Origin of the sequence: Gilvimarinus chinensis DSM 19667 (genome assembly GCF_000377745.1) — a bacterium.
GTDB classification, from domain to species: domain Bacteria; phylum Pseudomonadota; class Gammaproteobacteria; order Pseudomonadales; family Cellvibrionaceae; genus Gilvimarinus; species Gilvimarinus chinensis.
Genome location: NZ_KB898706.1, coordinates 43,362 through 67,584, shown reverse-complemented (window position 1 = coordinate 67,584; position 24,223 = coordinate 43,362). Strand labels below are relative to the sequence as shown.

Annotated in this window: 26 protein-coding genes and 1 pseudogene; 24 read left to right on the top strand and 3 right to left on the bottom strand. The window is 45.8% G+C overall.

From position 1 onward, the window contains the following. Nucleotides 1-9: 9 nt before the first annotated feature. The 3 genes from cobA to nirD are packed head-to-tail and all read left to right on the top strand — an operon-like array spanning nucleotide 10 to nucleotide 3,788. Nucleotides 10-849, top strand: a complete 840-nt coding sequence (gene cobA / locus D568_RS0100370) for a uroporphyrinogen-III C-methyltransferase (protein ID WP_020207562.1) — start codon at nucleotides 10-12, stop codon at nucleotides 847-849. A 25-nt stretch (nucleotides 850-874) separates the two neighbouring features. Next, nucleotides 875-3,421: a nitrite reductase large subunit NirB gene (gene nirB / locus D568_RS0100365; RefSeq protein ID WP_020207561.1), complete on the top strand. Its 2,547-nt coding sequence runs from the start codon at nucleotides 875-877 to the stop codon at nucleotides 3,419-3,421. A 13-nt stretch (nucleotides 3,422-3,434) separates the two neighbouring features. Next, nucleotides 3,435-3,788: a nitrite reductase small subunit NirD gene (gene nirD, locus D568_RS0100360; protein ID WP_020207560.1), complete on the top strand. Its 354-nt coding sequence runs from the start codon at nucleotides 3,435-3,437 to the stop codon at nucleotides 3,786-3,788. A 308-nt stretch (nucleotides 3,789-4,096) separates the two neighbouring features. On the opposite strand, the gene D568_RS0100355 is transcribed toward nirD, so the two are convergent. After that, nucleotides 4,097-4,345 carry a hypothetical protein gene (locus D568_RS0100355; RefSeq protein WP_020207559.1) on the bottom strand — a complete coding sequence of 83 codons (249 nt, stop codon included), beginning with the start codon at nucleotides 4,343-4,345 and terminating at the stop codon, nucleotides 4,097-4,099. A gap of 204 nt (nucleotides 4,346-4,549) precedes the next feature. Then, a complete protein-coding gene (locus D568_RS0100350; RefSeq protein ID WP_020207558.1) occupies nucleotides 4,550-6,064 on the bottom strand; it encodes an OmpA family protein in 1,515 nt (504 codons plus the stop codon). A 173-nt stretch (nucleotides 6,065-6,237) separates the two neighbouring features. Between D568_RS0100350 and D568_RS20815 the strand changes: the two genes are divergently transcribed. From D568_RS20815 to D568_RS21330, 21 genes and pseudogenes are all read left to right on the top strand, one after another. Then, the gene (locus tag D568_RS20815) at nucleotides 6,238-6,855 is read left to right on the top strand and encodes a helix-turn-helix transcriptional regulator (RefSeq protein WP_020207557.1); all 618 of its coding nucleotides are present in this window, start codon (nucleotides 6,238-6,240) and stop codon (nucleotides 6,853-6,855) included. 164 nt (nucleotides 6,856-7,019) lie between these two features. Further along, entirely contained in the window at nucleotides 7,020-7,301 is a 282-nt protein-coding gene (locus D568_RS21955) for a hypothetical protein (protein ID WP_020207556.1), read from the top strand. A gap of 60 nt (nucleotides 7,302-7,361) precedes the next feature. After that, the gene (locus D568_RS0100335) at nucleotides 7,362-7,886 is read left to right on the top strand and encodes a hypothetical protein (RefSeq protein WP_020207555.1); all 525 of its coding nucleotides are present in this window, start codon (nucleotides 7,362-7,364) and stop codon (nucleotides 7,884-7,886) included. A 28-nt stretch (nucleotides 7,887-7,914) separates the two neighbouring features. Beyond that, a complete protein-coding gene (locus D568_RS0100330) occupies nucleotides 7,915-9,495 on the top strand; it encodes a pilus assembly protein TadG-related protein (protein WP_020207554.1) in 1,581 nt (526 codons plus the stop codon). Between the two features lie 53 nt (nucleotides 9,496-9,548). After that, nucleotides 9,549-10,091: a hypothetical protein gene (locus D568_RS0100325; RefSeq protein ID WP_020207553.1), complete on the top strand. Its 543-nt coding sequence runs from the start codon at nucleotides 9,549-9,551 to the stop codon at nucleotides 10,089-10,091. Nucleotides 10,092-10,126: 35 nt separating this feature from the next. Continuing rightward, entirely contained in the window at nucleotides 10,127-11,029 is a 903-nt protein-coding gene (locus D568_RS0100320; RefSeq protein ID WP_020207552.1) for a hypothetical protein, read from the top strand. Nucleotides 11,030-11,083: 54 nt separating this feature from the next. Next, nucleotides 11,084-11,761: a hypothetical protein gene (locus tag D568_RS0100315; RefSeq protein ID WP_020207551.1), complete on the top strand. Its 678-nt coding sequence runs from the start codon at nucleotides 11,084-11,086 to the stop codon at nucleotides 11,759-11,761. Continuing rightward, nucleotides 11,758-12,015, top strand: coding sequence for a hypothetical protein (locus tag D568_RS0100310; protein ID WP_020207550.1), 258 nt, complete (start codon nucleotides 11,758-11,760; stop codon nucleotides 12,013-12,015). Before D568_RS0100315 ends, D568_RS0100310 begins: the two co-directional genes overlap by 4 nt. A 3-nt stretch (nucleotides 12,016-12,018) precedes the next feature. Further along, nucleotides 12,019-12,990: a Flp pilus assembly protein CpaB gene (cpaB, locus tag D568_RS0100305; RefSeq protein ID WP_020207549.1), complete on the top strand. Its 972-nt coding sequence runs from the start codon at nucleotides 12,019-12,021 to the stop codon at nucleotides 12,988-12,990. Between the two features lies 1 nt (nucleotide 12,991). Further along, nucleotides 12,992-14,311, top strand: coding sequence for a type II and III secretion system protein family protein (locus D568_RS18720; RefSeq protein WP_083915264.1), 1,320 nt, complete (start codon nucleotides 12,992-12,994; stop codon nucleotides 14,309-14,311). A 9-nt stretch (nucleotides 14,312-14,320) separates the two neighbouring features. Further along, entirely contained in the window at nucleotides 14,321-15,985 is a 1,665-nt protein-coding gene (locus D568_RS0100295; RefSeq protein ID WP_026286750.1) for a TadA family conjugal transfer-associated ATPase, read from the top strand. Nucleotides 15,986-15,988: 3 nt separating this feature from the next. Further along, the gene (locus D568_RS0100290; RefSeq protein WP_157497584.1) at nucleotides 15,989-16,843 is read left to right on the top strand and encodes a type II secretion system F family protein; all 855 of its coding nucleotides are present in this window, start codon (nucleotides 15,989-15,991) and stop codon (nucleotides 16,841-16,843) included. Continuing rightward, nucleotides 16,836-17,714, top strand: a complete 879-nt coding sequence (locus D568_RS0100285; RefSeq protein ID WP_020207545.1) for a type II secretion system F family protein — start codon at nucleotides 16,836-16,838, stop codon at nucleotides 17,712-17,714. The genes D568_RS0100290 and D568_RS0100285 overlap by 8 nt, the downstream gene beginning before the upstream one ends. Continuing rightward, nucleotides 17,715-18,068 carry a DUF192 domain-containing protein gene (locus D568_RS18715; RefSeq protein ID WP_020207544.1) on the top strand — a complete coding sequence of 118 codons (354 nt, stop codon included), beginning with the start codon at nucleotides 17,715-17,717 and terminating at the stop codon, nucleotides 18,066-18,068. It begins immediately after the preceding gene. Then, nucleotides 18,065-18,520, top strand: a complete 456-nt coding sequence (locus D568_RS0100275; protein ID WP_157497583.1) for a tetratricopeptide repeat protein — start codon at nucleotides 18,065-18,067, stop codon at nucleotides 18,518-18,520. The genes D568_RS18715 and D568_RS0100275 overlap by 4 nt, the downstream gene beginning before the upstream one ends. After that, the gene (locus D568_RS0100270; protein WP_020207542.1) at nucleotides 18,501-19,256 is read left to right on the top strand and encodes a TadE/TadG family type IV pilus assembly protein; all 756 of its coding nucleotides are present in this window, start codon (nucleotides 18,501-18,503) and stop codon (nucleotides 19,254-19,256) included. The genes D568_RS0100275 and D568_RS0100270 overlap by 20 nt, the downstream gene beginning before the upstream one ends. Before the next feature lie 11 nt (nucleotides 19,257-19,267). Continuing rightward, the gene (locus D568_RS20810) at nucleotides 19,268-20,173 is read left to right on the top strand and encodes an OmpA family protein (protein WP_020207541.1); all 906 of its coding nucleotides are present in this window, start codon (nucleotides 19,268-19,270) and stop codon (nucleotides 20,171-20,173) included. 364 nt (nucleotides 20,174-20,537) lie between these two features. Next, nucleotides 20,538-21,538, top strand: a pseudogene (locus D568_RS21335) (integrase core domain-containing protein). Nucleotides 21,539-21,662: 124 nt separating this feature from the next. Then, nucleotides 21,663-22,319 carry an HAD family hydrolase gene (locus D568_RS0100250; protein ID WP_020207538.1) on the top strand — a complete coding sequence of 219 codons (657 nt, stop codon included), beginning with the start codon at nucleotides 21,663-21,665 and terminating at the stop codon, nucleotides 22,317-22,319. Nucleotides 22,320-22,488: 169 nt separating this feature from the next. Then, nucleotides 22,489-23,052, top strand: a complete 564-nt coding sequence (locus tag D568_RS0100245) for a type 1 glutamine amidotransferase domain-containing protein (RefSeq protein ID WP_020207537.1) — start codon at nucleotides 22,489-22,491, stop codon at nucleotides 23,050-23,052. Between the two features lie 61 nt (nucleotides 23,053-23,113). Further along, the gene (locus D568_RS21330; protein WP_020207536.1) at nucleotides 23,114-23,272 is read left to right on the top strand and encodes a YqaE/Pmp3 family membrane protein; all 159 of its coding nucleotides are present in this window, start codon (nucleotides 23,114-23,116) and stop codon (nucleotides 23,270-23,272) included. A 39-nt stretch (nucleotides 23,273-23,311) separates the two neighbouring features. Here the strand turns inward: D568_RS21330 and D568_RS0100235 are convergent, their stop codons facing one another. Then, nucleotides 23,312-24,133 carry a hypothetical protein gene (locus tag D568_RS0100235; protein WP_020207535.1) on the bottom strand — a complete coding sequence of 274 codons (822 nt, stop codon included), beginning with the start codon at nucleotides 24,131-24,133 and terminating at the stop codon, nucleotides 23,312-23,314. Nucleotides 24,134-24,223: the final 90 nt, after the last annotated feature.

The window sequence follows — 24,223 nt, the reverse complement described above, 5'->3', positions numbered from 1 at the left end:
GAATGCACCATGCACAATCAACGCACACAAAAAGCCTCAACTGTAGTCAGCCTTAACAACAAAGCCTCTCACCAGCAAGGTAAAGTCTGGTTGGTAGGCGCGGGACCGGGGGATGCTGATTTACTCACCGTAAAAGCTGTGCGCGCCATTGAAAGTGCCGATGTTATTTTTTTCGATCAATTAGTCAGCGGTGACATTCGAGAGCTATTCCCCAAGCAGGTTCCCGCGATTTACGTAGGCAAAGTTAAAAACTGCCACAGCGTTGCCCAGAGCGACCTAAATCAAATGCTGGTAGAGCACGCTCAGCGAGGCCTAAACGTGTGCCGAATAAAAGGCGGCGATCCGTTTGTGTTTGGTCGCGGCGGTGAAGAGCTGTTGGAGCTGCGCCAGGCCGGCTGTGAGGCAGAGGTCATTCCCGGTATTACCGCCGCTTCCGGTTGCGCAACGTCAGCGGATATCCCGCTCACCCACCGCGGTGTCTCTCAAGGTTGCACGCTGGTCACCGGGCACGGTGAAAAAGAGTTAAACCTTAACTGGCAAGCGTTGGCAGGCCTTAACCATACTCTGGTGTTTTATATGGGCGTCACTCGCGCCGGATTAATCAGCCAGCAACTGACCAACGCCGGCCTGAGCGCGAAGACACCGGCGGCCATTATCGAAAACGGTTGTCGCGACAACCAGCGCGTTATTACCACCGAACTTGGCACGCTGAGCGACGCTGTCAGCGAGCATAACGTTAAGTCTCCCGCGCTGATTATGGTGGGTGACGTGGTTAACTTAGCGCAGCAGCTTAACGTCATCGAATCACAACTAAAAGACGCTAGCCACTACCAGAGCCTGAGCGCCTAACCCGTATTAGCAGAGGAAGTAAGCCATGAGTAAACAACGCGTTATCGTCGTCGGCAATGGTATGGTCGGCCACAAATTTATCGACGGCATTATCAACAGTGATCATGCCGAAAACTACGAAATTCTGACTTTTTCGGAAGAGCCGCGTCTGGCCTACGACCGGGTAAAACTGTCCAGTTATTTCTCAGGGTCTACCGTTGATGACTTGATGCTTACCAGTGAAGAGCATTACCAAAGCGCGGGTGTGGTTTACACCCTCAATGACAAAGTTGTAGATATAGACCACGACAGCAAAACCGTAAAACTGGCGTCGGGCAAAGTAGAGGGTTACGACAAACTGATTCTGGCCACAGGCTCGTACCCTTTTGTGCCGCCCATTCCCGGCAAAGATCAGCCCCACTGCCTGGTGTATCGTACCATTGAAGATTTAGAAGACATCACCGCTTCAGCGCAAGAAAGCAAAGTGGGCGTGGTGGTCGGTGGCGGCCTGCTGGGCCTGGAAGCGGCCAATGCGTTAAAAAACCTAGGCCTGGAAACTCACGTGGTTGAGTTCGCCCCGCGCTTGATGGCCGTACAGTTGGACGAGGGCGGCGGCAACCTCTTGCGCCGTAAAGTCGAAGCGCTGGATGTAAACGTTCACACCGAAAAGAACACCAAGCACATCACCGCAGGCGAAAAACACCGCTACCGGATGGAGTTCGCCGACGGCAGCTATTTAGAAACCGACATGATTTTATTCTCAGCCGGTATTCGCCCCCAAGACGAACTGGCGCGTAACTGTGGCATTGATGTAGGCGAGCGCGGCGGTATTGTCATCGATAACTTCTGCCGCACCTCAGTGGAAGACATTTACGCCATCGGTGAGTGCGCTTTGTGGGACAGCAAAATTTTCGGCTTGGTGGCCCCCGGCTATCAAATGGCCAAGGTCGCCTTTTCGCACATTGACGGCGGCGAAGAACAATTTACCGGCGCCGATATGAGCACCAAGCTCAAATTGCTGGGCGTGGACGTTGCCAGTGTGGGCGATGCCCATGCCCGCACCCCCGGTGCGCAAACTTACACCTACGAAGACGGCGTGAACGAAGTCTACAAACGCCTGATTGTCAGCGAAGATCGCAAGAAATTATTGGGCGCAGTATTAGTGGGTGATGTAGAAGCCTACGGCACCTTGCAACAAATGTGCGTCAACAGCATGGATTTACCCGACGCACCGGAGCAATTAATTCTGCCCACCTCGGACGGCAGCGCCGGTGCCGCCATGGGTGTAGACGCTCTGCCCGATACTGCACAATTATGCTCCTGCCTGGATGTGACCAAAGGCGATATCGTTGAGGCGGTACAGGGTGGCTGCTGTACCATGGGTGACATTAAAGCCAAAACCGAAGCCTCTACCGGCTGTGGTGGCTGCGCCGCGCTGGTGAAAAGCGTGATGGACAATGAGCTGAAAAATCTGGGCGTGGAAGTGAACAACCACCTCTGCGAACACTTTAGTTACTCGCGCGCCGAGCTGGCCGATATTGTCCGGGTGAAAAAGATCGAGTCATTCGACGAGCTGCTGGAAAGCCACGGCAACGGCGGCCTGGGCTGTGAAATTTGTAAGCCCACTGTAGGTTCCATTTTAGCGTCTTTCTGGAACGATTATGTGCTGGAAGACAAGCACATGGGGCTGCAGGATACCAACGACATTTACCTGGGCAATATGCAAAAGGACGGCACCTACTCTATTGTGCCCCGAGTGGCTGGCGGTGAAATTACCCCCGATAAGTTAATTGTGTTGGGTGAAGTTGCCAAAGAGTACGACCTGTACACCAAAATTACCGGCGGTCAGCGTATCGATTTATTCGGCGCACAATTGCACGAGTTACCCGCCATCTGGAAAAAGCTGGTAGATGCCGGTTTTGAAACCGGCCACGCCTACGGTAAATCACTGCGTACCGTTAAATCCTGTGTGGGTAGTACCTGGTGTCGCTACGGGGTGCAAGACAGTGTAGGCATGGCCATCGCTTTAGAAAATCGCTACAAAGGTTTGCGCTCACCTCACAAAATTAAGTTTGCGGTATCGGGCTGTACTCGCGAATGCGCCGAAGCACAGTCCAAGGACATTGGCGTTATCGCCACCGAAAACGGCTGGAATCTGTATGTATGCGGTAATGGCGGTATGCGTCCGCGCCACGGCGATCTTTTTGCCACTGACCTGGACGATGAAACACTGGTGAAATATATCGACCGAGTGTTGATGTTCTACATTCGCACCGCCGACCGCTTGCAGCGCACCTCGGTGTGGCTGGAGAACTTAGAAGGCGGTTTGGATTATCTGCGCGAAGTGGTCATCGATGACAAGCTGAGCATTGGTCAAGAACTGGAAGACGATATGACCAGCAACATCGGCAAATATCAGTGCGAGTGGAAAACCACCATCGAGAACCCCGAGAAACTCAAGCGCTTCCGTCACTTTGTTAACAGCGACGAAACCGACAGCAACCTGGCCTATGTGGTCGAGCGCGATCAGCGCCGCCCCGCCAACGAAAAAGAACGCGAGAACCACATTCCCACCGTCGAAGTGACGGCTTAAGGAGCAACAGACAATGAGTGAAAACGCAGCAAGCAGCCAACAGACCCAGTGGGTAGAAGTGTGTGACAAAAACGCGCTGGACGCCGATACCGGTGTCTGTGCCCTGATCGACGGCAAACAAATCGCCATTTTTTATGTCGGCAAGTTGGACGAGGTTTTCGCCATCGACAACTACGACCCCATTGGCAAAGCCAATGTCCTGTCGCGGGGCATCATCGGCACTCAGGGCGAGCGCATTTGCGTTGCCTCACCGCTGTACAAAGAACATTACGACCTGAGAACCGGCGAGTGCCTCGAAAGCCCTGAGCACAGCATTACCGCCTATGCAGTAAAAGTTGAAAACGGCAAAGTCTGCGTTGCCGTTTAACGCTTCCGTTGAGTCCCTCTAGACTGATAATGGCAGAATCGCGGCGCAGGAAGGCGCTGCCACCGGCTCTTACTATGGAGAAGGGTGGACGGGAGACGGAGAATGGGCTGAACGCTGAACGCTGAACGCTGAACGCTGAACGCTGAACGCTGAACGCTGAACGCTGAACGCTGAACAAAATTGTAATAATTTGCAGAGGCGGGTTGCCGAGTAAAAATTAAGATAACTCGCTTAAACGGTTTCTTCCCCCGATAGTTTAATGATATCGGACTTAAGGGTAGCCTTCCGGCTACCCATTTTTTTGTCTGTTAATCACTACCCGAGCCGCCGCTATCGCCACTTCCGTGGTCGTGGGAGTCCAGCATGTCATAGGCTGTGGGCTCTGGGCCGGAACTACGGCGTGAGGCTAAGGCGAACACCAGCCAAACCATTAACGCCAGGCCAAACAGCACTCCGCATAAAGGCATAAAGAGGTTAAAAAAACTATTCTCGGAGCGCACATCAGTTAAAAACCAGCACAGCCCCAACATCACCAGAATGATAACAAGAGATCGCATCAATAACTCCGTATTTAGGCACCTTTTAACCGTATTTTGCGGTGCCGACTAGAGTTTGTACACAGGCCTGTCCCGCCGAGCCAGAAATTCGTCGATTTGTTGGCATAACGGGCTACGATGCGCCTCTTTAGGTAAAGTTAAAGCTCAAAATCTGCGTCTCGGCAGCTTTTAAGCGTTAAAATTACCCAGTGAGCCTCACGACGATTAATGCAACACCAACTCTACCCGGCGGTTTTTCGCGCGACCATCGTCCGATCCGTTGGTGCTAACCGGCGCCATGGCGCCAACACCGGCGGCCATTAAGCGATCCGCTGTTACGCCTTGCTCCACTAACGCCCCGCGAATACTCTCGGCGCGATCTTTCGATAATTGCATATTAAGCGCATGATCTCCCCTAGTGTCCGTATGGCCCACTACGTAAAACTGTTGCTCGGGCGCCGACTCTAGGTATGCCACAATAACGTCAAGCGCTTGCTGTGAGCTAGACAGTAATTCTGCTTTACCGGTATCAAAGTTTAAGCCGTGCAAAACCACTTTACCCTCCCGGGCGAGGGAGTCTTCCAAGTATTCAGTATTAATACTAACTCGATCGGTGGTCATTTGGGTGGGCTCTACAATATCGTGTACGATTTCAACTTCATCAATGGCGCCGCCTTTATATATATAGACGGATAAATAAACCTCTTTGTTGCCAATCTCTTTTTTTGCCGTAAGCATACGGTAATCATCATTAGCATAAGTGCTTGTGGTTATCGCATTACCAAAGCGCCCACTTTGTGATGAACCGCTCCACAAGTGCTGTATTTGTTCATCCCCGCATGATCTATGCTCACACTGAAATAAAATTTCAAAACCAGATTTTTTTAGCGCATCGAGATAATTCTCGAACACTTGCAATGTTGACTGATCTTTAGAGGCTGCATAGCCAATTAGAGTCGATTTACCTTTCAGGTTTAGGTGCGGTACTTTATCGTTCTCATCCACAACACCAGTGGCAAGACGTACCTCGGCAAACTCAGTCTGAAAGTAATGCGTAATAGCGCTACCTTGATATCGAGATATAAGAGGATGATCTTGACCAGAATCATCCTCTTTCTTGCTTATGGATGTAGGGCTAGATTCATTAGACTGCCGAATGGCGTTAGTATCTACGGTAACTTGGCCTAACAACAAAGATTCGGGTTCTGTGATTATTTGTGCAATCTCAAGAGTGTCGGAATATTCCTCTTTAATTATCCACTGTAAATAGGTTGGGCTGGCCTCTGGGCCAACTTTGGCCGAGATAAACTGGTAGCCATCCGATGATTGACTGAAGTCGGAGAAGCTCGACGCTGCACTCGAAATCCATACGGGCTTTAGAAGTCGCCTAGAAAAATCTAGGCCACAAGGATCTTCTGTGTGGCAATATAAAAGAACCTTCCCCCCAAGTTTATCGACGGCTTGCTTATAGTTCTCAGCAACCTCAAGGGGTGATCTGCTACCTCCCAATGTGTAAACGTGCAATGTCTGCTTGCCAATAACCGCAAGCTTATCAATAGTTTCATCATCTTTAAGTTGAGATAACGCTACGTAAGACTCCGTATAATGGGCTTCGCGCTGTTGATATATCTCGGCATCGCCATAGCGAGATACCAACGGATGATCTGCTTCTTCTGCCTCGGCTAGGCTCGAGAATAGGCTAATTGACAACGTGGTCAAGCCAACTAAAAAAGATTTCATACTACCGTCCTTTGCGTAATATAAGATTTTTGTGATGAGCATCTCATCTAGAAAGACTGTAAAAATCTCATGGTAGCATGTCCACGGTTAATCTTCGAAAATGCTCGCCTCAAAATATTACGTTGACACCATTTATGTAAAGCGGCTTTTGAGTCAGGATTACGGAGAATTTTGTGGGAAAAGTCGTAATTATTAGGGACGAAAAAATCGATTGCCAAACGATTTTTTCGTGTCTAGATCTACTATCGCATAATCATAAAAGCTTAATGATTAAGGATACCATTAGGGATGACTTTCCTAATGCCAGCCTGGTAATAGTGGCTTGCCAAGATATCGGTTCGGCCAAAGCGGTATGGAAGCTGGTTTCTAAACGGCTGCCACGGACTCCAGTCGCTCTCGCACTCAACACGTCATGTAATAAATCTGAAGCTTTCGCACTTAGTTGTGGTTTTTTAGGGGTAATATCATTAACCCAGCAAATAGAGTCAATTTTGAAGGCCGTTAATTCAGTGACACGCGGCGACTTATGGTATAGCCGATCGGCACTGGAATATCACGTTAAAAAACAGCTGGCCACCAGGCGGTCCGCTTCTAGCAGTTTCTCTGAGATTCAAACTCTTACTGAGCGAGAGCAAAAGGTAGCAGCGCTCAGCTGCCAGGGAATGAGAAATAAAGAAATTGCAAAAAATCTTAACATTTCTCCCTATACCGTAAAAACGCACATGCAAAGAATCATGAAGAAAAATGGTGTTAAAAACAGAACACAGCTAAGTGCAGCTCTCATGAAATGAGTCTGACAATTTCTGAATTTAGCACGTACTCCAACTGGAGTAATCACTTAAACAGAAGTGAAGGACGATTAGCTTAATTGGGCGATTAATACGATTAGAAATATTTTATACACTTGTGCGGCTTTATTTAGCCACCGAAAACCTTAAACAAAAGGAGTTATACCATGCGTAACATGAATAAACGTATTAAGGGTCAAGGCATGACAGAGTACATTATCATTGTCGCCTTAATTGCTATTGCCGCCATTGGGGCCTTCACACTGTTTGGCAAGACTGCTCGAAATCAAGTTGCTGCGATGGCATCTGAGTTGGGCGGGGAAACTGGCAAAACAGCTATTACAGAAGCCAATAAATCGGGTAAAGCAGCCGTAAAGAATGCCAAGGAAGAAGTAAATCTAAGTAATTATGATAAAACAGCTACCGCAGGCGGGAAAAGTGGCGGCTAAGCATATAGTTCAAGGGCTCGACGTCAAACCGGGCGAGCCCATTACTTCTGTAGAGAAAAGATGATGAAAAAAGTAACACTCTCGTTATTGGTTTTAAGTGTCGTTACCTCTGCTGCATCTATGGCGGATGAAAAACCTTGGAAAAACTCCTTTAACTCCGAGAAAGGTAGTCTCCGCTATCAGCATGGTAGCCTGGAAGCTGAATGCTCTGATGGGGCTGGTTACGCAAAGTTCTTGTCGGCAGCGATAGATAACCTTATTAGAGTTCAAGACCTTAACGTGGCTGAGATTAAAGCCGACGATAGCATACTTAGTGTAGATCCTAACGTGGAACCCGCAGATGTCATAATCTATGACGATAGTGAGTATTTAAATGGTTCGGTTTCGGGGAGCGATATTCCCAGCGAAGCGAGAAAAGCTTTAATCAATGACATACGTCGGCACACGACCCTCACGGCGCTTAAGTACAAAGCAGATTATGAAAAGAAGAGCTTTGGTGACGATTTTCCAGATTCGGTCCAGAAAGAGGTTTGGGATTACTGTATGTCACAGGGCGAAGCAATGCTGAGAAAGTACCAGAACTAATTAACTATTAGTCAAATGTCGGTGCCCAATGAACCACAAAAAAAGACAGTCAGGTTACGCCACAGTCTTTACTATTGCGTTTTTCGCAGCCATCGCCTTAGCCGTGTTTTCGCTATACGATGTCGGCTGGGTCGCATCGGAACGTATACGCCTGCAAAACACCGCTGACAATACCGTTTACAGCACCGTCAATGTTCAAACGCGTGACCTGAATATGATCGCAATTACCAACCGCGCGATGATCGCAAATCAGGTGGTTATCGGACAATACATCGGTTTGGTCTCGTGGTCTAATGAAGTAAATGAATTCTCGCAGAATTTAGAAACATTAGGTGATTTTGCTCAAGTTATACCCTATGTCGGCCCTTTCATTGAAAAAGCTACAGAAATTTTAGCGAAAGCAACTGATGCCATGGTGGATTTTTTTGAGGCGGGTGACTTTATGATAGACACCGTCCAAGAGAATATTATTTATGCATTAAGTGAATTTCAGCGTGTGAATCACTTATTAACCATAGGATCAACTTACTCTGTCTATAAGGATGTTTTGAAAAAAAATGATCCTAATGTCAATTCCAGTGTAATAGGCAGTGCTATTAATATACAAAGTGCTCTAGAAGCGTGGGGTGCAGATATTCAGCGCTTTGACCGAGACATGGTTGCCCGCGACAAGGAGGGAGGTAACAATCGGACGACTCAGCGGTTTACTGAATTCGCAAATCTAGTGAATGATTCTAGGGATAAATTCAGCGGGGAGCGCTCCTACCGATTTTTAAAAAGCTTTGATACCGGAGTATACAAATTCTGGGGAGAGAAGAACGGTGGGTCAGATTTCATTCCAGTAGAGGTAGATGATAATGGTAAATCCGTAATTCGCTGGAATTGGACTGCAGCTGATACCTTGTCCTTTTATCAGAAGTTCGATTTGGGGTTTGGTATAAGCTGGACATCCGAAACTCCTTTAGGATGGGGTGCAGCACATTCACTGAATAAAGATGTAGATTCAGCGGGTAGGTTTAAGTATAGAGATCACCGCCACGATCGACGTAATAACTACGATAAAAATGGCTGGTTGAATGTTAACTATAGTAGTAGTGATCGAGACCGATGGTGGGGTAAGGCATGGAATAATAGTAACGCAGCAACAATGATTCAATACTATTCACCGCTCGGGAGCGGGAAAATTTACGAGAAAAACAACATAAAAGAAACCAAAGGCTTAGCCAATTTTTACGATTTTGAAACTGATGAAGCTACTGACAGCATGCCAAGTTTCAACTTATTTCTGGGAAAAAGCGAGAGCCATATAAAAACACAGAAAAGTGTAGATGACTCTTTGGATGATTATAACCGAACTAATACTTTTATAGTGGAAGAGGCCGGAGGCATTCCGAGCAAAAAACTCTATTCATCCGCTAGTGCACAAAGCTTTTTTTCGAGACCAGATGAATCGCATTATGGAGCAAGAGAATTCTCGTGGAATGTTGAATGGGGACGAGATGATGGCCTTCATGAATACGGAAACTTATATAACCCATTTTGGCAAACGAGACTTGTTTCCGAGCCTAGACCATTTTTAGCAATTTTGGCCTCTACGGGCATCTTGTGAAACTTAGTGGAAATATCTTGTATTGTGTTATCTAGCTGGAGGGTTATCAGACCATGATAACAAGCGCAGAAATTATTAAATTTTTTATATCTCTATTTTTTACTTTTACTATTTTGCTAGTTTCTAACATCGCGTTATCCGATGGATATGAGCCGGCAGTGATCAATCCTTATAAGGGTGAATTCCATTGGTCGCTACCTCCAGACATTCCTTCTCTCATGGCTTTAGAACCCGCCTCCAAATTAAAACTGGATAACTGTGTGGCGATGTCATTGGATGCTGGGACGGGGGCGGAAGCGATTTATGAAGCGTATGTTTTGAAGGGTAAAGATAAGAATGCACTAATCAAACGCATTTCAATAAATTTTGGAAATGAAGGATATACACCTAAGCCAAAGCAAGCTATTAAGGCCTGGGAGCATGAACCGTCAAATGAAGACGCCATGAAGGTTTTGAAAAACCGAGCCGTAGACGTTATGTGGGGTTACTACAAAGAATATGATGAACCTAGTGGGACGTCGGAAAAGACTTCCTCTGCTCAGAAAGTGATTTGGGACTATTGTATGTCAATACCTAAAGAAAGGTTTTTAGAATAATCTATCTTTCTTCAATCGACTACTTAGAGGTAAGTGTGAAGTTACACAAAGGAAGTGTTTTGGCTGAATTTGTTATCGTGGTCGGTTTTGTGCTTTTGCCCCTTATTCTGCTGGTGCCCGTTATGTACAAGTACATAGAGAACCGGCAAATGGTTGAACAGGCCGCGCGGTATGCCGTCTGGGAGAGGGTTGCTTATTTTGGATCGGCTCCCGACGGCAGTGTAGATAATGCGCCAGAGAAATCTGACGAAGCGATCGCTCTAGAGATAGAGAGCAGGATTCTGTCGCATTCCAGAAGCACTATTATGACTAAGAGCGACCCCGATAAAAATTCAGAGCCACTCAATCCAGTACTTAAGGTTCGGACTGGTGTAGATGGTGAGCTAACGCCAATTTATAAGGAGACTGAAGAAGATAAAGGAGGTGAATCGGCTAGGTACGTCTCGGTAAGTACCGCAGAACACGGCTTGGCAGGCTTTGGCTCTCTGCAAAGCGCCTTTGGAAAGGTACTAGACTTATCGTCGGGCTTTAACCCAAATTTAAAGGGAGTGTATGAATCAAATGTAAGTGTATCGTTAAAACCCCTGGATTGGTTTGAAGAATTGCCCACCGATACACTCTCAATGTCACGCACCAATGCATTGATGACCGAGAGCTGGAATGTCGGTGGGCCCGAGCATGCGCGATCTACAGTGCAAGGCTTGGTGCCAACAACATTTCTCAAAAAAATTAAACTTGAAAGCTTTTTTTCACTTCTAAAGTCAATGCCGCTAATTAAAGAGCTGTCTTATTTGAAGCTTGGCAGGGTCGAACCAGATGCCGTGCCTTGCGCTAGATTGGGAGAGGTCTATAACGATACCGAATTGAGGACCCCCAGGTCTTGCATGGGGCGCTTAACACCTCAACTAGAAGAATACGGGCATACGTACCAAGAATAGTGTTTTAGATTTTCTTGGAACCAGTCGCGAAATAATGTTTACAAAAGGATTGTTATGCAATTTTACGCTGCGTTATTAGCGGGGATATTGGCCGCTTTTCCAATGGCACTGTATGCCGATGTTAGTTTTCCCGTCCCCGATAATTTTGAGATTCATATCGTTGCCGAGGATATGGAGTTTAACGGAATGACAATGGCCGTTAGCGGTTTCTCAACAACACGAAATCCTGTAGAGATCGAATCGTTTTATCGCGAAGCGTGGGGTGAGGATTTTCGTAAAGCGAACATGAATAAACTAGTAGTTTTGTCTCATATTGATGATGACTTGTTGTATACCGTTCAATTTAATGAACCTGAAGAGCCGCAAATGCAATTGCAAGGTTTTTTAGCAATATCCAATCTCCCCAGTATGCGCAGCGCGAAGGATTTCTCGTATGGTGAAGGGTTTCCCATGTTATCAGACACACAAATCGTCAACGATATGAAAACCCATGACATGGGAAAAAATAACAGAATGCTTTGGTTGACGAACAAATCATCTGTGACCACAAACTTTAACTTTTATAAGCGAGAATTTGTTGGTGATGGGTGGAGCGTTATTAACTCCGAGAACAGGCTAAGAGAAAAAGAAGCAGGTTTGGCACTGGCTCGATCAGGCGAGAAAATTAATATTTCAATTATCGGGAAAAATGCCCTAACACAGGTAATGGCAATAGTGACGGAGTACAAATGAAAAAACAACGCGGTTTTGGGGCGGCTGAGTACATTGTAGGATTGGTGTTTTTTGCCATGGCCATGCTCGCTCCGCTGCCAGGGCAAGATGATAAAAATGTGACTGAGTTGTTGGTAGAGTCCGTCAAGAAAAATCACGCCAGTTATATGTATGCGCAATCATTAAGCCATATGCAGATAGATGAGACAACACTACCCAGTGTGAGCAGTGACAGCAATAGATCGACTCGTTTTTCGAGCGATGAGGAGAACTAAACTGTGGCAAAAGTAACAGGGACCAAGAAAAGCTGGGGTTTGTTGATTGTAGCCGTCGTAATAGCGATATTGGCATTTTGGTTATCCACTCGATATCTACAAAATAAGGAGACTACTCTTCGCTCGCAAATTCAAAGTCAGATTGGTAGCAGTGTAAAAGTAGTCGTAGCATCAGCACCACTTCGTGCAGGCGATGTTCTGGGGCCCGCTAATATGGCGGTGGCTGAGGTTTCGTCTGAATTTCTATCGCCAGCGGCAATTACACCAGACCGTTTTTCGTTGGTTGACGGTAAGGTGCTTAATTTTCCTATGGCGGCCGGTGAACCTTTGCTATCACACTACTTGGGAGACGACAGCGTTAGTAGATTCTCGGAGTTACTAGAAGAAGGCGAGCGAGCCATTAGTTTTGAAGTTGATAACATCAATGCGGTGTCTGGCATGGTTCTTCCAGGCGACTACATTGATATATCTTTGATTACCGAAAAAACGGATACAGATGGCAGTGAAATGGATAATCAATTATTAATTCCGCTATTGGATAAAGTAAGAGTTTTATCTGTCGACGCAATATCGCTAGTAAGTCGTAATGATGAGTTCTTTCGTCATGATAATAATAGTGCGGTTCTGGATTATGGCACAGTAACAGTAGCGGTAACTTACAAAAATGCTGGACTTCTAACCCTAGCCCGAGAGAAGGGCGAGATGACGATATTTCTACGAAACCCGGAGGACATTGCAAGCCGCTTAAGCGACTCGGTCGCAATGGATGATTATATTGACAGTCAGGCATCGTCGGGCGAATACCAATTTCTTGGGGGAAGTATGTCTAAGGACGGTGTGATAAAAGGTAAGAAAATCTCCGTTCAAGCTCTAAATCGGAACCGAAAATCGCTTAGGTTGAGCATGCCGATAAACAATGAAACAAAAAATCAAGATACTGTAAGCGAAAGCGTTGCAATGCAGGCCGGGGACTAGTATGCGCAAGTGGAAATGTGCGGTATGGATAGCTGCCGCAACTATAGTTATGTCTATTGCGGCACACGCAAAATCCAACAATCAGGCAATTGAAGCTTATGTGGGTTCGATTACCACCATTGAAGTAGGCGAAGTCGTACGCATAGCGGTAGGCAACGACACTATCTTAGGTACGAGCGTGCTAGATAACGGTGAAGTGATTTTAGTCCCCAAGCAAGCCGGAAAAACCGAGCTGTATGTATGGACCCGTGGCGAGAGAAAAAACAGTTATGTAGTGAATATTCTTGGCAGTGACATCAAGGATGAGATTGATCGCGTTCGGTCAATTTTTAGAAGCTTTTCGGGCGTAACTTTCCGTTATGAAGGTGGATATATCATAGCTGAAGGTAATGTGCCGATAGAAGATTTGGATCTTTTTGAAATGCAGGCGGGCAATCTTAACTTTGATAATTTAATTTCTTTTGTACGCCCCGAAAAGATTGCTTTTAAAAAAATGATCCAAATGAAAGTTCAAGTACTCGAGGTTAATAAAAATTTTACCAAACAAATCGGAATAAACTGGCAAGACTCTATCGCCGGCCCAAGTATAGGCTATGTTCAAAACTTTGTTACCAATGGCGCATATGTTTATGGGGATGAGGGGAATCCTTTACTCTCACTGTTTGAAGGGAATCCATCGCCAATCAGCCTAAACTCTACAGCGTCTTACCCTTATGCCGGTTTGCTAACCGGTATCACTTCCATGGTGCAGCTTTTAGAGGAGGATGGTTACGCTAGGATACTGGCTGAGCCTTCATTGAGTACTCGAAGTGGTGAGATCGCAACTTTTCAGTCTGGCGGCGAGTTTCCTATTGCTGTCCTTAATGAATTTGGCCAGCCTGTGGTCGAAATGCAAGATTACGGTATCCAGCTGGATATTGAGCCAATCGCTGATGATGACGGAAATATTATCTCACGGGTAAGAGCGGAGATGAGCTCTATTGATTTCTCTAATTCTGTTAACGGCATTCCCGGAATTTTAACCCGAAACACGGAGTCTGTGGTGAACCTGAGGGACGGTGAAACAATGGTTATATCTGGACTCTTAAAGTCTGAGGATAGTAAAACATACGATAAAGTTCCACTGTTAGGAGATATACCTATTATCGGAGAGCTTTTCAAGTCGCGTAGTTTTATTGAGGGCCGCAGCGAGCTTGTAATTCTCGTAACCCCGACCATACATGGCGCTTTGAAAGAAATCCCCGAAAACTTACAAAAAAATATAACTGAAATGACACAGCTGCGTAACGAAAACTCCATTACCGATCAACTTTTAGATTAAGGCTGCAGCGTGCTTCATATTAATGTTAGAACTCAGAAAGGAACAAAAGTCGCCGATGTCGCATGTCACGACTCCATTTGCTATCTAGGAAAAGATGACGACTGCCTTATTAAGCTACATGGCTGGATGGTGGGTAAGCGTCACGCAGAGCTTCGCTCGACCGAGACGGGCGTATTTGTAAAGGACCTAGGAACAAAAAGTGGCACTAAGGTTAATGGCCAGACCATAGATGACTATGGCCCATTGAAAGACTCGGACTCAATCGAGATAAACTCCTACATTGTTAGAGTTAAAGGCGCCATGGAGCCTAAGAAAAAGCCGGACACGAGCGAAGTCTCAATAGAGTCGCGTACCGGCCCTGAGCGTAACTCAGCGAAGAATGACTTCCCCGCTGAGGGGCCATTGAAAGAGTTTAGAATTAAAGTTCATAAAGAGCTTCTCAAGCAAATGGACCTGCGCCGTGTTGACGTTAACAGCATGACAGATGAGCAGCTACGTGTATTTACCGAAGACTTGATTCAGAAAATCATCTTGCAGTTTGACGATATTCCAGAGTTTATCGATCGATCTGACCTGTGTAATCAAGTTTTAAATGAGGCTGTCGGCCTAGGTCCGTTAGAGTCGTTGTTAGCAATGGACGATGTTAGTGAGATCATGGTCAACGCTGCGGATGAAATATTTTATGAGAAGAAAGGCAGAACCTATAGATCATCTGTTAGTTTTACAGATGATCGCGCGGTTCTATCGGCAATTGAGCGAATTGTTACCCCATTAGGACGGCGCATAGATGAGAGCTCACCCGCTGTAGATGCACGCTTAAAGGATGGCTCCAGGGTAAATGCTGTAATCCCGCCTATTGCGTTAAAGGGGCCCTGCATTACGATTCGTAAGTTTATGAAGGATCGTCTATGGGCGAACGATCTCGTCAAGTTCGGTACCTTTAATGACGAAATGGTCAAGTTTTTAGAGATGGCTGTTGTTCATAAACAAAACATTATTATTTCTGGTGGTACCGGTTCTGGTAAAACGACGCTTTTGAACGTGTTGTCGAACTTTATTCCAGAGGCCGAACGTATCATTACGGTAGAGGATGCCGCCGAGCTAAAACTATACCAAGACAACCTGATTTCGCTAGAAGCAAGACCCGCCAACCAAGAAGGTAAAGGCGCTGTCCCTATTCGGGAGCTCGTCAAAAACTGCTTGCGGATGCGCCCGGACCGAATTGTTGTAGGCGAGTGCCGCGGGGGTGAAACCTTGGATATGCTCCAAGCTATGAACACAGGTCACGACGGCTCATTGACCACCGCTCACGCCAATAGCCCTCGGGATTGTATCTCAAGGTTAGAGGTAATGGTGATGATGGCAGGGATGGACTTGCCTGTGCTGGCCATTCGTGAGCAGATATCCTCGGCTGTTAACATCATTGTTCAGCAAACGCGCTTTGCCTGCGGCACTCGCAAGGTCATCAGCATTTGTGAGGTTTCCGGCGTAGAGGGTAATCGTATTCAGCTTGGCGAAATATTCCGGTTTCAGCAAACAGGGTTTGATAACGAAGGCAAGGTTAAGGGAAAGTTTATTACCACCGGCATTGTTCCTCAATTCTACGAAGATTTGGCAAAACGAGGCATGGATGTTGACCGAGAAATTTTTGCCGAAGGTCGGGAGCTTTCATAAGTTATGAATCTGGAGATCTTGCTAGTTGCCTCCTGCTTTTCCGTGTCAGCGGCGGTTCTTGCATGGATTGTGTCGGTTATGTTTTCGCGTGCAGCGGTCTTATACCGATCAAGATTTACAGAAGATGCAAAAGTAAAACTATCTGACTTATTTTTGTTTGTTGAACCAGAAAAACTTTTCATCATTAATTTAGCCATCCTCTTTGCGGCGTTTTTTTTAGTTTTTTTAATCATGGGGAGCTGGGTTATAGCACTTGTTATTAGCGTCGCATTATCCGTTTCGCCCCCCTTTATTTTTAGACTTATGAAGAGGAAACGGCAAAAACAGTTTTTGGCTGATCTACCCGACATGCTACAGGCAACATCGACAGCCATGAAGTCAGGGTCTAGCTTAAACCAGTCTATGGAGTCGGTAATCTGTGAAATGAGCGGGCCAGTTCGGCAAGAGTTTGATCTTTTCATGCGCGAAGTACGTGTTGGTGTGGATTTTGATGTTGCGCTAGATAATCTTTACGAGCGAATTCCATTAATTGATTTAAACTTGGTCATTTCAGGCATTAAAATTTCGCGCGAAATCGGTGGAAATCTTGCTGACACAATCGAGCGAATGGCCGACACCTTGCGTAAGAAATTAGAGATGGAAGGTAAAATTGATGCTCTCACCTCACAAGGACGAGCACAAGGGTACGTGATGACAGGTTTGCCGATTTTGCTGGGAATTGTGTTATATCAAATGGAACCCGAACAAATGTCTCTACTGTGGGAAGTCTGGTATGGCTGGGTGGTAATCGCTATCGTTGTCGTATTAGAGACTTTAGGATATGTATTTATTCAAAAGATTGTAAATATCGATGTCTGAAAACCTCATCATTAGCCTGATTGGACTTGCATGTGCGTCGTCACTTTTTCTTGGTGTGTATGCAGTACATGCGATTCGCAAAGAGATTCCTAAGGATGATCGCGAATTTCTAGATCCGCTGCCAATCACCATGCGTCTATTCTGGCCAGCGGTCAGCTTTTTCTCACATTACCTTGGCGAACGCCTCGGCGTAGAGTATATCGAAAAGACGAAAGTTCGGTTGCAGAGGTCGGGCCTTGGGTATTTGATTACTCCTGAGCAGTTTTTTGGTCTTAAAGTCGTATCAGCATTGCTGTTCATGTTTTTATCGTGGATGTGCATGAAAATGCTTGAAAGCCCAGGCTTTGCGGTGCCTCTTAGCTTTTTCGTGCTAGGTTTTTTATTCCCGGAACTTAACTTGAGCGACCGACGAAAAAAAATTGAGAAAGATATTGTCAGGCTGCTTCCTGTTTACTTGGACTTTATTACGATGGCGGTAGAGTCAGGCATGAACTTAAACGGGGCGTTAATGCAGGCAGTTCAGAAAGGTCCAAAAGGTCCGCTGAATCTGGAGTTTAAGAAGGTATTACGAGATATTACCGCCGGCGTAGGTAAAATTGATGCTCTTAGGTCAATGGCTGAACGCTTACAAATCAGAGAGATTGGAAATTTGGTTACAGCGCTTTCACATGCCGAAAAATCAGGATCAAGTGTAGGTGTTACGCTCCGAATACAAGCTGATCAGCGCCGTGTCGAGCGATTCCAAAAGGCTGAAAAGCTTGCCATGCAAGCCCCGGTTAAACTAATCGGCCCCCTGGTTATATTTATTTTCCCTACAACTTTTATCATTTTGTTTTTCCCGATTGTTACGCAATTGATGGACGTTATGTAGATGCGCCCCAACGGTATTATTTATATACACCACAACGAAGTACTATTCGATAAAGTTTATATGCCTCGTGGTTTTTTTTCGAGAGCTAGAGGGTTACTTGCGAGAGCTGAGCTAGAGGCCAGAGAGGGAATGTTTTTTATGTGCTGCAATGCCGTACATATGCTTTTTATGACTCGCTCTATAGATATAATTTTTTTGGATAGACGTTTTTTTGTAACATCAATAGTTGTTAAAGCTAGTCCTTATCGTTTTTATCGAGATTCGAAAGCTTTTCATACGCTGGAATGTAAATCAGGGATAACATTTTTAAAGGGTATTAAGGTAGGGCAAAAGCTTACTCTGGAGGAAATTTGAAGTACTTTTTCATATTAGTGTGCATTTATTCATTACTTGGCTGTTCAACGCAGCCAAGTGAACCTAAAGAGTCGATGATTGATCTTATGGCAAAAGCCGATTCTGAGTATGCGGCGGGACGATTGGGGCAGGCTGAAACCATGTACTTAAAGGTTATTAAGCATAACAGAGATTATACGGAGGCGAAGTTAAAACTTGGCAACATATACAATCGCCAGGGCCGATTAGATGCCGCCGCCGCCAGCTACAGCGAGATATTAACAAATGACCCAAACGAAGCGCGGGCTTGGTATAACCTAGCATTAACACGATTTCGTCAAGCTAACGCCACGCTAGAAAAGGCGCAACAGAAGGTGGACATCACGTCTCCGTATTATACTCGGTTGATCAACCTTCAAAAGTATTTTTTAGATGTATCATCAGGGATCGGTGATGAAGAAAAAATGCCTTAGCGGTCAGGCCATCACCGAATTTATTATCGTGATGCCATTATTTTTGATTCTGCTAGGCGGTATTTTTGAGTTTGCCTATATTTATCGAGCGAAAGTGACGCTTAACACAGCGACTTTCGAGGCCGCTCGGGCAGGCTCATTAAATCATGCCCGCTTGGTGCCGATGCGTAGAGCACTTTCTAAGGGCATGATCCCCCTGTATATGAATGCGGCAAACGTTGAGAACGCTCCGATCGCGCTGGGCAACATGACCATCGCTTACGCAAAATCCAGAGGTGCCGCTGAGGCAATGAATTCGGCTCCCGGAATGAGTGTTGTTGAAATTGTGAGCCCAACTAAAGCAATTTTTGAATATTACAAAGTTAAGCGACGAGTCCGTCTCCAGCACGAGAGTGAGTTTGTTGAACGGGATATAATTCCTAACGATAGCTTGCTATTTAGATCTTCTGAAAGTCGCGATATTGGAAAAGACAGCGAACAGGTTAATATTAATATTCAAGATGCTAATCTACTGAAAATAAGAACCTTTTGGTGTTATAAAATGAAGGTTCCTTTTGTTAAAACCTTAATAAAAAAAGTTGTCTCGGGATCTTTTGGAATACTAAACACTAGCTCAGAGCAAAAGGTTTGTAATGCTGGAGCTTATTTTCTAGGAAATGAGTATCTTGCTTTAGTATCGCAGTCTACCATACGCATGCAAAGCCATATTGTGCTGGAAGGCGGAAACTTACAATAAGGGATTTTTACATGACAAATGCTATCCGTGTAAGCCTATTACTTATAGGATTATTTACTTCAATAATTGCTACCGCCGAGTGGGGAGCTCAGTCGGTGAACAAGGGTGAGTGGTATCGCACCAATTATCAATTAGTAACAGGGAAAGTGGCGTACCGCGATACCCCAACGGATGGCTATACTGAGGGTTATTATCCCACCAAAACTCTCGATATTGGGGGTTACCATGTTCGCCAAATATTTGACTATAATTCGATGTTTACGGCTGGCTACATTTTTAAACAGGTAAGCGAGCGCCTTCTCCGTCAAGGGTTCACGCCAATTTATACCTGTCAAAGCCTTGAATGTGGTGACGTAGAAGGTTGGCGATTGTTGAGCAGTCGCTTACTTGATGGGGAGTCTCAAAGCCAGGCCTATATAGTGGCGCATAACCCGCTTGGTGGTGAAAGCGGCACTTATATCGCTATTCACTTGGCTAACCTAGACAATCGCCCACGTGCCACTATTGATGTGGTTTTTTCAGACCCAAGCCTACGTCAGACACTTGACCTAGAAGACATTCAAGTTATTCCTGTATATAGCCAATCCAATGTTTTAGCGGGATCGCAAATTTACTTCGGCCATAATAGTGCTGAGATTCCAGAACAAATGGAATCTGCATTGGTATCTCTGGCAGATACACTGAAAGATCAAACCGATAGTAACTTAATCATCGTCGGCCACTCGGATAGTACCGGAACCTATGAGCATAACGTAGGGTTGTCGCACAATCGCGCTGAGGCGGTTAAGCGCAAACTGCTCGGTTACGGTGTTGATGCTTCTGATATTAAAGTCGTGGGTGTTGGTTCTGCAATGGCCGATCCTAATAGCGATAGTCAGTTTAATCGGCGTGTCGAGGTCATTACTAAGTCGCCTTAACTTAAATGCTACTGCCAGAGAATAGGGCGTAAGGTGAAGGTTTCTTTGACGATTTGTATGAGATCGTAATTATAGCTAGTGCATTATCACGGAAACCATTAAGTTTCTTTTGTAAATCTATGCCTGCTGAAACAGCCTAGCCTCGAGCCACCCTTTTCGCTAACTCAGGATTCTATTAATTATTTTTTCAAAAAATATTGCGCCCTATTAAGGCGCGGTTTCAGATAATAAGTGCAATTGGTAACAGTGAGGCGGTACCCCTGCCGTAAGCTACCCCATTAAGTAAACCACTCCAAAGTAAAAATTTGGCACAATTAAGCCAAGAGGAGAGGATATATGATAATCCAGAGTTACTGAAACACAGATTATCGCTGTTTTGAACGAGGCGGAAGCTGGTATACCGGTCAAGGAGGTATGCCACAGCTCGGCGTGCTACTACCAGTGGAAATTGAAATACGGCGGTCGTGGCGTATCTGAGCTAAAGCGAATCAAAAAGCTTGAAGCCGAGAACGAAAGACTCAAACGGGTGTATGCGGATATGGCACTCGAGCACAACGCCATGAAGCAGCTTATCGGAAAAAAGCTTTAAGGCCGCCTGAGAAGCGCGAAGCCGCACAATACTTGATTGAGCAGCAGGCATTATCCATTCGAAATGGCCTGCCGCTGCGTGGGGTTTTCTCGTTCAGCCTGGTACAAGCCTTGTGTGGATTGGCGAGCTCGGGACCGCAAAATCATTGACGCTCTTCAGGATCTGGCGAAGACAAGCCAAGCTTGGAGTTCTGGAAGCTGTTCAGGTGCTTGCGCCGCAAGAAGCCCCGATGGAACTACAAGCGAGTTTACCGGGTTTACTGTCAGCTTCAAAGCTCAACACCCTTGCTTGTGCCAGAGCGCCCGAATCAAGGCTGGTCAGCGGACTTCGTGAGCGGCGCACTGTACAACGATGTACGGTTCAGAACCTTCAATGTATTGAATAACTTTAATCGTGAAACCTTGGCGATTGAAGTGGATACTTCACTGCCGAGTGCAAGACTGGTTCGCGTCTTCGAACAGGTTAAAGCCGAGCGAGGTTTACCAGATGTGTCGCGCACAGATAACGGGTTTGAATTTCTGAGTGAAATTTTTACCCAGTGGTGTGCGGATAACGAGGTTCTAATTGATTATATTGAGCCGAGTAAACCAAACCAGAATGCTTGCATTGAGCGCTTTAATCGAACTGACCGAGACGAGGTTCTTAATACTTGGCTGTTTGCAAGCCTTGATGAAATTCGAGAGATCAGCTGGGCATGGAGGCTCGAATACAAGGAAGAACGAGATCATGACAGCCTCTGCGGGCTGACGCCCGCAGAGGTTTTAAAGCAAGCCTGATATTCTCGTTATGGGTTGTCTACTTGACGAGGAAGCTTACGGTAACCGCGACAATGGGGGGTCACCTAGGCGGCCCTTTTTTATGCCCATGTTATGATTAACGCCTTTTCACAAGGCTTAGACGATGATTAAAGGCGTTATTTTCGACCACGACGGCACCCTGGTAGATTCCGAACGCAAGCATTACGGCCTATGGGCCGAGCTACTAAAAACCTATGGTGTGGACTTTCCAGAGCAGGAGTACAAAGAGTTTCTGTCTGGTGTGCCCACGCAACAAAATGCCGAGTACCTAGTCAACGCTTACTCACTGCCGGTGACTCCCAATGAGCTCTTTCAGCAGCGAGACCACGCTACTCAGCAGGTTCTAGGCCGTCAGGCCTGTCCGTTAATCGCAGGTGCCGAAGCTCTCGTGCAATGGGTGGTCACTCAGGGACTGCAAACGGCCATTGCCACAGGCGCTCCCTACAGTGAAGTAAAGCCGACGTTAATTCAGCACGGTTTTGAGCGTTATTTTTCCATTGTCGCCAGTCGGGATAATGTTACACACGCCAAGCCCGCGCCCGACGTTTACCAATATGCTCTGGATCAATTGGGCCTTAAAGCGAACGAATGCATAGCCATTGAAGACAGCCCCACTGGGCTTAAATCGGCACTAGCCTGTGGGCTGGAGTGCATCATTGTTCAAAATGACTATTCTCTAGGCCACGACTTTAGTCGTGCAACAGCTGTATTTAACACTATGAACGATGCCCGCTTGTGGCTTGAACAACGCATTTTGTAAAACTCACATTGTTTATCTGGTGACTTTGCAAGCTCTGCAAAGTCACCGCTAAAATGCCGCTACTACCCCCGCAAACACCGCTTAATATCGACAGTACAATCCGGCCCGTACTTTGCAAACACACCTATGAACCCAGTGATGTAACAGTCGTAACTGTTAGGAGGTATATATGTCTAAGTCAGTAAAAGGTAAACGCGTTGCCATTCTTGCTACTGATGGCTTTGAGGAATCTGAATTGTCATCTCCCCGTGAAGCACTGGATGTCGCCGGTGTAGAAGTTGACATCGTGTCTCTTAAGAGCGGAAAAATTACCGCTTGGGCAAAAACGAATTGGGGTAAAGAATATCCGGTGGATAAAGTATTGGATGAAGTGACGTCTGATGAGTACGACATGCTGGTACTGCCAGGCGGACTATTCAACCCCGATACCTTGCGAGCAAACGATTCAGCGCTGGCATTTACCCGCAGCTTCTTCAAACAGCATAAGCCGGTGGCGGCCATTTGCCATGCCCCCTGGGTGCTTATCAGCGCAGGTGTTGTTAACGGCCGTGATCTGACCTCTTACCCTACGGTCAAGGACGACGTCATTAACGCCGGAGGCAATTGGCACGATCAATCTGTGGTGGTAGACAGTGGCTTGGTCACAAGCCGGAGCCCCGAAGATTTAGAAGACTTTAATCGAAAAGTCATAGAAGAATTGGCCGAGGGCAAACACCAACGTCAGGTGGCCTAAGGTTATTTAATCATCTAACGCACCGCCTCGGCGGTGCCCTATTAACTGAAAAGGAAATTATATGGACGTTATTCGCGTATTACTCTCTATCCTGCTACCACCAGTAGGCGTGTTTCTACAAGTTGGTTTTGGTTTACATTTTTGGCTCAATATTTTATTGACGCTTTGTGGCTATATTCCAGGCATCATACACGCGGTTTGGATTATCGCCAAAAAGTAAAAGTGTCAAATCGCTTTCCTTTTTAAGGAAAGCGATTTTTTATTTTATGGCCAAAGCTCCCATCTCTTGCGCATATTCAGCTTTTAAAGCTTGAATGTGGACCTGAAAAGCCTCAGGGATACTGTTATCAAACGGCCCCAATCCCAGTTCCAATCGCTGGCCTTCATAATGGTCGTATATATCCTTTGCCCTCTTTTTAACACCTCGGACTTCGATAGACGACAAACTTGTCTTTTCCGGCATAAAGCTTTTGAAGAAAAACTTTTGCCCATAGTATTTCCCTCCAAAATCCCCCCTCAACCCTAGAAACTCATAGTAAGCAAGTGCTTCAATCATTGCATTCGCCTTTTCCGCTTCTGATGCTGAATCCATTAACAACGGAGAACCGTCAACATATTTAGTTCTCAGCAAACCCAATACTTCTCTGTCTCCATATACGACTGCACTTTCCAACAACTCAAGATAACTTTCGTGGTACTTTAATGACTCCTCGGCCGACTCAGCTTTTTCGGACTTATCCATCATTTTCAAAGCCGCCACTTTCATCGCCTTTACATCACCCCCCTCGGCTAAGCTAAGCAATGTTTCCAAATCATAGACCTTATAATCTTCATCATTTACCCCAATAACATAGTTTTCCAGGTGTTCTTTCCTTTCCTGGTACATAGATTCATCGTTATAGTCAGCACTAGATTCGACAATTGTCTTCTCGCCGCTTTTAGGCTTCGGAGGAACTTTCTCAGCGGGATGGCCATTACTGAGACTCTGAAGAGGGTTCCGAGTAAGTCCCTCCTGATTATTCTCGCCAAACCAATAAATCGAGAACAAAAAAAGGCTTAATAAGGAAATTACATATCGCACCAAGACTCCAGAATAATTATTATAAAAATAATATAGAGTTCGGCTTTTAATTTCGAAAGAAATATCTCTAGTTCACTTTATTCCAAAAAA

Excerpts from the sequence above, each read along its gene's own strand:
- D568_RS0100270 (WP_020207542.1), top strand. The coding sequence starts at position 18,501 with ATGAAGAAAAAATGCCTTAGCGGTCAGGCCATCACCGAATTTATTATC.
- D568_RS0100285 (WP_020207545.1), top strand. The coding sequence starts at position 16,836 with ATGTCTGAAAACCTCATCATTAGCCTGATTGGACTTGCATGTGCGTCG.
- D568_RS0100245 (WP_020207537.1), top strand. The coding sequence starts at position 22,489 with ATGTCTAAGTCAGTAAAAGGTAAACGCGTTGCCATTCTTGCTACTGAT.
- nirD (WP_020207560.1), top strand. The coding sequence starts at position 3,435 with ATGAGTGAAAACGCAGCAAGCAGCCAACAGACCCAGTGGGTAGAAGTG.
- D568_RS18720 (WP_083915264.1), top strand. The coding sequence starts at position 12,992 with ATGCGCAAGTGGAAATGTGCGGTATGGATAGCTGCCGCAACTATAGTT.
- cobA (WP_020207562.1), top strand. The coding sequence starts at position 10 with ATGCACAATCAACGCACACAAAAAGCCTCAACTGTAGTCAGCCTTAAC.
- D568_RS18715 (WP_020207544.1), top strand. The coding sequence starts at position 17,715 with ATGCGCCCCAACGGTATTATTTATATACACCACAACGAAGTACTATTC.
- D568_RS0100310 (WP_020207550.1), top strand. The coding sequence starts at position 11,758 with ATGAAAAAACAACGCGGTTTTGGGGCGGCTGAGTACATTGTAGGATTG.
- D568_RS0100355 (WP_020207559.1), bottom strand. The coding sequence starts at position 4,345 with ATGCGATCTCTTGTTATCATTCTGGTGATGTTGGGGCTGTGCTGGTTT.
- D568_RS0100325 (WP_020207553.1), top strand. The coding sequence starts at position 9,549 with ATGATAACAAGCGCAGAAATTATTAAATTTTTTATATCTCTATTTTTT.
- D568_RS0100250 (WP_020207538.1), top strand. The coding sequence starts at position 21,663 with ATGATTAAAGGCGTTATTTTCGACCACGACGGCACCCTGGTAGATTCC.
- D568_RS0100290 (WP_157497584.1), top strand. The coding sequence starts at position 15,989 with ATGAATCTGGAGATCTTGCTAGTTGCCTCCTGCTTTTCCGTGTCAGCG.
- D568_RS21330 (WP_020207536.1), top strand. The coding sequence starts at position 23,114 with ATGGACGTTATTCGCGTATTACTCTCTATCCTGCTACCACCAGTAGGC.
- D568_RS0100315 (WP_020207551.1), top strand. The coding sequence starts at position 11,084 with ATGCAATTTTACGCTGCGTTATTAGCGGGGATATTGGCCGCTTTTCCA.
- D568_RS20810 (WP_020207541.1), top strand. The coding sequence starts at position 19,268 with ATGACAAATGCTATCCGTGTAAGCCTATTACTTATAGGATTATTTACT.
- D568_RS0100330 (WP_020207554.1), top strand. The coding sequence starts at position 7,915 with ATGAACCACAAAAAAAGACAGTCAGGTTACGCCACAGTCTTTACTATT.
- nirB (WP_020207561.1), top strand. The coding sequence starts at position 875 with ATGAGTAAACAACGCGTTATCGTCGTCGGCAATGGTATGGTCGGCCAC.
- D568_RS21955 (WP_020207556.1), top strand. The coding sequence starts at position 7,020 with ATGCGTAACATGAATAAACGTATTAAGGGTCAAGGCATGACAGAGTAC.
- D568_RS0100350 (WP_020207558.1), bottom strand. The coding sequence starts at position 6,064 with ATGAAATCTTTTTTAGTTGGCTTGACCACGTTGTCAATTAGCCTATTC.
- D568_RS0100335 (WP_020207555.1), top strand. The coding sequence starts at position 7,362 with ATGATGAAAAAAGTAACACTCTCGTTATTGGTTTTAAGTGTCGTTACC.